The sequence below is a fragment of the Streptomyces sp. 8L genome, from assembly GCF_020176795.1.
Classification (GTDB): Bacteria; Actinomycetota; Actinomycetes; order Streptomycetales; family Streptomycetaceae; genus Streptomyces.
Genome location: NZ_JAIUKE010000355.1, coordinates 1 through 5,877, shown reverse-complemented (window position 1 = coordinate 5,877; position 5,877 = coordinate 1). Strand labels below are relative to the sequence as shown.

General features: G+C 71.4%; 5 protein-coding genes. All 5 read right to left on the bottom strand.

Annotation, left to right across the window (positions count from 1 at the left end):
- Nucleotides 1–142: 142 nt before the first annotated feature.
- Entirely contained in the window at nucleotides 143–919 is a 777-nt protein-coding gene (gene pstB, locus LCE31_RS26305; protein ID WP_225018346.1) for a phosphate ABC transporter ATP-binding protein PstB, read from the bottom strand.
- 36 nt (nucleotides 920–955) lie between these two features.
- Nucleotides 956–2,029, bottom strand: a complete 1,074-nt coding sequence (pstA, locus tag LCE31_RS26300; protein ID WP_225018344.1) for a phosphate ABC transporter permease PstA — start codon at nucleotides 2,027–2,029, stop codon at nucleotides 956–958.
- Nucleotides 2,026–3,042, bottom strand: coding sequence for a phosphate ABC transporter permease subunit PstC (gene pstC, locus LCE31_RS26295; RefSeq protein ID WP_225018342.1), 1,017 nt, complete (start codon nucleotides 3,040–3,042; stop codon nucleotides 2,026–2,028). The genes pstA and pstC overlap by 4 nt, the downstream gene beginning before the upstream one ends.
- Nucleotides 3,043–3,181: 139 nt before the next feature.
- Nucleotides 3,182–4,333 carry a phosphate ABC transporter substrate-binding protein PstS gene (pstS, locus tag LCE31_RS26290; RefSeq protein ID WP_225018340.1) on the bottom strand — a complete coding sequence of 384 codons (1,152 nt, stop codon included), beginning with the start codon at nucleotides 4,331–4,333 and terminating at the stop codon, nucleotides 3,182–3,184.
- Nucleotides 4,334–4,669: 336 nt separating this feature from the next.
- Nucleotides 4,670–5,185 (bottom strand): NUDIX hydrolase, encoded by a 516-nt coding sequence (locus LCE31_RS26285; protein WP_225018339.1) that lies wholly within the window; start codon nucleotides 5,183–5,185, stop codon nucleotides 4,670–4,672.
- Between the last annotated feature and the right edge of the window lie 692 nt (nucleotides 5,186–5,877).

The following is a 5,877-nucleotide window of genomic DNA, read 5'->3' as shown; positions in this document are numbered from 1 at the left end:
GCCCCCCCCGGGGGGGGGCCGCCGGGGGGGGGGGGGGCCCCCCCCCCCCCCCCCCCCCGGGGGGGCGGGGGGGGGGGGGGGGGGGGGGCGGGGCCCGGGCGCGGCCGCCGGGGGGGGGGGGCCGGGGACATGCCCCAGGCCCTTATCCGAAGCGTCCGGAGATGTAGTCCTCCGTGGCCTGCACGGAGGGGTTGGCGAAGATCCGCTCGGTCTCGTCTATCTCTATGAGCCTGCCGGGCTGGCCGACCGCCGAGAGGTTGAAGAAGGCCGTGCGGTCCGAGACGCGGGCCGCCTGCTGCATGTTGTGCGTGACGATCACGATCGTGAAGCGCTCCTTGAGCTCCCCGATGAGGTCCTCGATGGCGAGCGTCGAGATCGGGTCGAGCGCCGAGCAGGGCTCGTCCATCAGCAGGACTTCCGGTTCCACGGCGATCGCGCGGGCGATGCACAGGCGCTGCTGCTGGCCGCCGGAGAGGCCGGAGCCAGGCTTGTTCAGGCGGTCCTTGACCTCGTTCCAGAGGTTCGCGCCGGTGAGGGACTTCTCGACGATCGCGTCGAGCTCGGACTTGCGGTGCTTTCCGTTGAGGCGCAGGCCCGCCGCGACGTTGTCGTAGATCGACATCGTCGGGAACGGGTTCGGCCGCTGGAAGACCATGCCGACGGTGCGGCGCACGGAGACCGGGTCGACGCCCGAGCCGTACAGGTTCTCGTCGTCCAGCAGGACCTTGCCCTCGACGCGGCCGCCGGGGGTGACCTCGTGCATCCGGTTCAGGGTGCGCAGGAAGGTCGACTTGCCGCAGCCGGACGGGCCGATGAAGGCCGTCACCGTGCGGGGCTCTACGGTCATGGAGATGTCGTCGATGGCGCGGAAGCCGCCGTAGAAGGCGCTGAGTCCGCTGACGTCGATGCGCTTGGCCATGGGTACTGCTCTCAATCCGGGTTTCGGGTGGCCGCGTCAGCGACCGGACGTCTTCGGGGCCTTCCAGCGGGCGATGCCGCGGGCGATCAGGTTCAGGATCATCACGAGGATGATCAGCACGAGGGCCGCGCCCCAGGCACGGTCGTAGCTCGCGCTGTTGCCCAGGTTGTACTGCTCGTAGATGTAGAAGGGCAGCGACGACTGCGGGCCGTTGAACGGATCGTTGTTGATCACCTGGCTGCCGAAGACCAGCAGCAGGACGGGTGCGGTCTCGCCCGCGATACGGGCGATGGCCAGCACGACGCCGGTGATGATGCCGCCGATGGACGTCGGGAGGACGATGCTGACGATGGTGCGCCACTTGGGCACGCCCAGCGCGTAGGAGGCTTCGCGGAGCTCGTTCGGTACGAGCTTGAGCATCTCCTCGGTGGAGCGGACCACGATCGGCATCATCAGGATCGTCAGGGCGAGCGAGCCGGCGAAGCCGGAGAAGCCGAAGCCCAGGATCAGAATCCAGAAGGACAGGATGAACAGGCCGGCGACGATCGACGGGATGCCCGTCATGACGTCGACGAAGAACGTGATGGCCTTGGCCAGGCCGCCCTTGCCGTACTCGACCAGGTAGATCGCGGTGAACAGCCCGATCGGCACGGCGATGACGGTGGCGATGCCGACCTGCTCCAGCGTGCCGATGATCGCGTGGTAGACGCCGCCGCCGGGCTCGGTGCCGAGCACGCCGCTCATCGAGTGGCTGAGGAAGGTGCCGCCCAGAACCTTCACACCCTTCGCGATGGTCGTCTCGATGAGCGAGTACAGCGGGATGATCGCGAGGATGAAGCACGCGTAGACCAGGCTGGTGGCCACCCGGTCCTTCGCCTGCCTCGGCCCGTCCGTGACGCGGGTGACCAGGTAGTTCCCCGCGACGAAGACGACCAGGGCGATCAGGCCCCACTGGACGTGGCTGGTCAGGCCGGCGCCCGCGCCGACGGCGACGCCGACGACGATCGCGCCCACGGCGACGGCGAGCGGCGTCCACCGGGGGAGCCGGTTGCGCTCGATGGGGGTGCCCGCGCGGGGGGCGGTGTCGAGGTCGTTCACGGTGTGGCTCATGCGCTGGCCCCCGAGTACTCCTTGCGGCGGGCGATGATCAGTCGGGCGGCGCCGTTGACGATCAGCGTGATGACGAACAGCACGAGGCCGCCGGCGATCAGCGCGTCCCGGCCGAAGTCGGTGGCCTCGCCGAAGTGCGCGGCGATGTTCTGCGCGAAGGTGCCGCCCTGCGGGTCGAGCAGGTGGAACGAGAGCACCGACGAGGACGACAGGACCGTCGCGACGGCCATCGTCTCGCCGAGCGCGCGGCCGAGGCCGAGCATCGAGGCGCTGATGATGCCGGAACGGGCGAACGGCAGCACGGAGAGCCGGATGACCTCCCAGCGGGTCGCGCCGAGGGCGAGCGCCGCTTCCTCGTGCATGCGCGGGACCTGCCGGAAGACCTCGCGGCTCACGTTGGTGATGATCGGCACGATCATGATGGCCAGCAGGATCGACACGGTGAACAGCGAGCGCGCGGCCGAGCCGGGCGACGACTGGTCGAAGAGGTAGGTCCAGCCGAAGTACTTGTCCAGCCAGAGGTCGAGGCCGTTCATGTGCGGGACGAGGAACAGCGCGCCCCACAGGCCGTAGACGATGCTGGGCACGGCGGCGAGCAGGTCGACGATGTACGCGAGCGGCGAGGCGACCCTGCGGTGCGCGTAGTGCGTGATGAACAGCGCGATGCCGATCGAGATCGGCACGGCGACGGCCATGGCGATGATCGAGCTGATGATCGTGCCGAAGGCGAGGACCGCGATGCCGAACACCGGCGGGGTGTTGTCGGCGTTCCACTCGAAGGTGGTGAGGAAGTTGCCGTGGTCCTGGGAGATCGCGTTGACCGCCCGGTAGGTCAGGAAGCCCGCGATCGCGGCCATGACGACCAGCAGCAGGATGCCGGAACCCCCGGAGAAGCCGAGGAAGAGCCGGTCGCCGAAGCGGAGCACGGGGCGCTTCTGCACCGCGCCGTCCGCTTCTGTCGGTGGTGTGGGTGGGCTCGGTGGCGGCGCGTCGGCCGTCTGGGTTATGTCCATGGTGAGGTCTCCGGTCTGGGTGGGGGAGGAGAGCTCCCCCGGCGGCGGTGCACCGGATGTACGCAGGTCCCGCGGGCCGGGGCCACGCGGGACCTGCCGTACACGAATCAGCGGATGGGACGGGTGACCCGGGTGGGGGTCAGGAGAGCGAACCGATGGCGGTACGGACCTGGGTCGCGATGTTGTCCGGCAGCGGCGCGTAACCGAGCGAGGTGATCGACTTCTGCGCGTCGGCGCTGGCGATGTAGCTCAGGAAGGACTTCGTGGCGTCGAGGGTCGCCGCCTTGTTGCCCTTGTCGCAGAGGATCTCGTTCGTCACCAGGGTGATGGGCCAGGCGTCCTCGGCCTTGGTGGTGTAGTTGAGCTGGAGGGCGAGGTCGCCGTTGGTGCCGACGACCTTCGCGTCCGCGATGGCCTTCGACGCGGAGTCGGCGCTGACCTTGACCGGGGCGGAGGCGCCGGTGTTCAGCTGGGCCGTCGGGATCTGGTTGGAGTTCGCGTACGACAGCTCGGCGTAGCCGATGGCGCCCGCGGTCTGCTTGACCTGCGAGGCGACGTTGGCGGAGCCCTGGGCGGACTGGCCGCCGTGGGCCTGCCAGGTCTGGCCGCCGGAGAAGGGCCAGTCGCTCTTGGCCGCGGCGATCAGGTACTTGGTGAAGTTGTCCGTCGTGCCGGAGTCGTCCGAGCGGTGGAAGGGCTGGATCGCCGTGGCGGGCAGCTTGGCGCCCGGGTTCAGCTTGGCGATGGCCGGGTCGTTCCACTTGGTGATCTTCGAGTTGAAGATCTTCGCGACGGTGGGCGCGTCCAGCGTCAGGTTGGAGACGCCGGGGACGTTGTAGATGATCGAGATGGGGCCGCCGACCATGGGCAGGTCGATCGCCTGGCCGCTGGAACAGACCTTCTTCGACTGCGAGATCTGCTCGGGCTTGAGAGGCGAGTCCGAACCGGCGAAGGCGGTCTGCCCCTGGAGGAACTGCTGCACGCCGGCGCCGGAACCGATGCCCTTGTAGTTGATCTGGGTGCCGGAGCAGGACTGCATGAAGCTCTTGACCCACTGGTCCATGGCGTTCTGCTGGGCCGTGGAGCCGGAGGCCAGCAGGTTGCCGGAGCCCTTGCCACAGTCGATCGAGCTGGCCGCCGAGGCGCCGGCCGAGCTGCTGGCGCTCGCGCTGCTGCTGCCGCTGCCGCCGCTGTTGTCGTCCGAGCCACACGCCGTGAGAACCAGGGCGCTGGACACGGCGAGGGCGCCGAGCGCGGTGGCACGCAGCCCGTTCTTGCGCAGAAGCTTCACTTCGGGTGTTTCCTTCCAGGAGCCGCCGTACGTCAGGGATGTGTGATGGCGGCGTGCGTCGGGTGATCCGGTGGGTTCGCCGCGCCTGAGGGGCTGCGCCCGTCACCGGGTAAGCCCGAAATTAGGCAGATGAGATGAAGCCGCCGACGGGGGGAAGTGAACGCCGGGTGAACCGTGAGGGACGGCCTGGTTCGGCTACGGCGTCTAGCGCCTGCAGGTGTCGATTCAACCGTTGATCAGGTGTCGATTCAGGCGCTGTTTCGCGCGGGTGCGCACGGTTGCGCGTGGTTCCGCGCTGTTCCGCGCTGATTCGGGCGGATCTCCGGGAGCCGAGGGTCAGTGCCCGCCCGAGCGCGTGCCGCGCAGGGCGGCGACGAGGCCGTCGACGAGGACGCGGTCGCGGGGCTGCGTGAGCCGCTCCCCGGCCGCCGCGGGGGACAGCCACAGGACGCGGTCGACCTCGGAGCCGGGGGTGAAGCTGCCGCCGCTCTCCTCCGCCGCCCAGTACTCGACGGTCTTGGGCCTGCCGTCCACCTCGTAGCCGACCGTGCCGAGGCGCGCGCCGGGCACGCAGTAGTGGCCGGTCTCCTCCAGCACCTCGCGCAGCGCCGCGGCCAGCGCGCTCTCGCCGGGCTTCAGCTTTCCCTTGGGGTGCGACCAGTCGTCGTACGCGGGGCGGTGGACGAGACAGATCTCCACGGCGCCGCCAGGAGCGCCGACGCGGTCCTGGGCGGGGGCGTCGGCTGGGGCGTCGGGGCCTCCTGCCGCCGTGCCCGGGGCGACGCGCCGCCAGAGCAGGCAGCCCGCGGCGCGGATCGGGTCGCTGGTCCGCCGGTCGTCCGCTGCCGTCATGGTCGCCGCCGTTCGTCGTCACCGTACGTCGTCGTTTCCGCCCCATTGTCACCGCCGCGGGAGCCGGTGGCCGCCGCCGCGGCAGCGCGGCCGCCGCCGTGGGCCGTGCCGGCCCGGCCCGGTGCCGTCCGTGTGGACGAGCCTGTGCCCCGCCCGTGCGGCCGCGCACGCGGTACCGGTAGCGGACCGTATGCCCCGAGGACCGCGGGCCACCCTTGCCGGGGCGGGCCGAACGGGGGGCGCGGCCCCCGCGACCTCCTCCGGGTGCTCCCCGTGCGCGTGCGGAAACCACTGCGCAAGCCCCGGCGGGCCGGTCCCCGCCCCCGGTGCTCCCCGCCCGCGTACGGAAACCGCTCAGCGGGCGGGCGCGGCCGTGGCCTGCCCCCACACCTGCTGGAACGCGAAGCGGGCCGCCTCGACCTCCAGCCGCTGGTCCGCGTGGAGCACCCCGAGCGCGTACGCGGTCGCCGGGGCGATCCGGGGGGTGCGGGCGGCGTTCGCCGCGGCGGGGGGGGGGGGGGCCGCGGCCCCCCCGGCCGGGCGGCCCCCCCCCCCGCGGGGGGGGGCGCCCGGGGGGGGGGGCGGGGGGGGGGGGGGGGTAATGCGGCCCTCGGGGGCGGCCGGTGGCGGGTTCCGGGCCCCGTGGGGGGGGCGGGTTGGCATCGGCTCCGGGGCGCGGCGCGCCCCGGAGC

What these genes read in the sequence shown, in the direction of transcription:
- pstB (WP_225018346.1), bottom strand. Translation starts at nt 919, where the DNA reads ATGGCCAAGCGCATCGACGTCAGCGGACTCAGCGCCTTCTACGGCGGC.
- LCE31_RS26285 (WP_225018339.1), bottom strand. Translation starts at nt 5,185, where the DNA reads ATGACGGCAGCGGACGACCGGCGGACCAGCGACCCGATCCGCGCCGCG.
- pstA (WP_225018344.1), bottom strand. Translation starts at nt 2,029, where the DNA reads ATGAGCCACACCGTGAACGACCTCGACACCGCCCCCCGCGCGGGCACC.
- pstC (WP_225018342.1), bottom strand. Translation starts at nt 3,042, where the DNA reads ATGGACATAACCCAGACGGCCGACGCGCCGCCACCGAGCCCACCCACA.